This is a genomic window from Vibrio sp. Isolate33 (assembly GCF_022397895.1).
GTDB lineage: Bacteria > Pseudomonadota > Gammaproteobacteria > Enterobacterales > Vibrionaceae > Vibrio > Vibrio pomeroyi.
In genome coordinates, this window is sequence record NZ_JAKEUP010000046.1 from 1 (window position 1) to 413 (window position 413).

The following is a 413-nucleotide window of genomic DNA, read 5'->3' on the forward strand; positions in this document are numbered from 1 at the left end:
ACAGTTTTCCGAATTTTAAAATTTGCTTGGCGACCATAGCATTGTGGACCCACCTGATTCCATGCCGAACTCAGAAGTGAAACACAATAGCGCCGATGGTAGTGTGGGGCTTCCCCATGTGAGAGTAGGACATCGCCAGGCTTTAATTTCGACTTTGTCTAWTWARTAGACAAGTCACCATAGRGTTCTAAGTTTTCTTAGTATTTTATGTTGACTTTCAAAGTAGAAAGCGTATTATACGCGTCCTGCTTAAGTGCTAAGGCACTGAAAGCAAAGCTCTTTAACAATTTAAACCTATCAATCTGTGTGGGCACTCGTTGATGAATATCAAAACGTTTTATCGTTAGATAAAACAGATTCTTCGGAATCAAAATGATTTCAATGAACTGAGTGACCAATACAAATAACCTCGG

1 rRNA gene is annotated in these 413 nt (G+C 39.4%); it reads left to right on the plus strand.

Annotation, left to right across the window (positions count from 1 at the left end):
- Nucleotides 1-25: 25 nt before the first annotated feature.
- Nucleotides 26-141, plus strand: a 5S ribosomal RNA gene (gene rrf / locus L1D37_RS23960).
- Nucleotides 142-413: the final 272 nt, after the last annotated feature.